Genomic DNA, 546 nt, shown 5'->3' with positions numbered 1-546 from the left:
CCGGACCATTTAACATATCAAATGAGAATCCGCCCGTAAATATACTAGCCAACATACCGACTACAGCTGTAAAAATTAGTGTACTACCTTTCAAAAAGCTTTCAAATCCATATACAATTGGTTTGAAAAGTGTATGTTCACTCGCTGGTTGGAATCCGAGAACATACTTCGTCTCTGAACTTACTTTAGTCAGTTTTCTTTCAGTCTTTTTAGGTGTTAATTCAACTGACTTCGTTTTACCATCACGTTCAAATTTAACAGTCGTCTTATTATCTTTAACTTTATCTAACGCCTTATCAACATCATCAAATTCAGATATTTTATATTTGCCAATTTGAACAATTTTATCACCTTTTTGTAATCCTGCTTGTTGAGCTGGATACTTATCTGCGACTTGTTCTACAGTAGACGTAGGTGTACCTTGATAATATGCAAGACCAATAAATAGGACTAAAGCTAATATAAAGTTAAATAACGGTCCCGCAAATAATGTTAAAAATTTCGGCCATGGCTTTTTATGTGCAAATTGTCTGTCTCTCGGAGCAA

General features: G+C 34.6%; 1 protein-coding gene. It reads right to left on the bottom strand.

The annotated features are described in order from the left end of the window. On the bottom strand, window positions 1-546 hold a 546-nt coding region (locus tag IDG60_RS01265; protein WP_206160390.1), incomplete at both ends, for a M50 family metallopeptidase.

The organism is Staphylococcus sp. EG-SA-2 (assembly GCF_017152085.1).
This window is presented reverse-complemented; position numbering and strand designations above follow the sequence as displayed.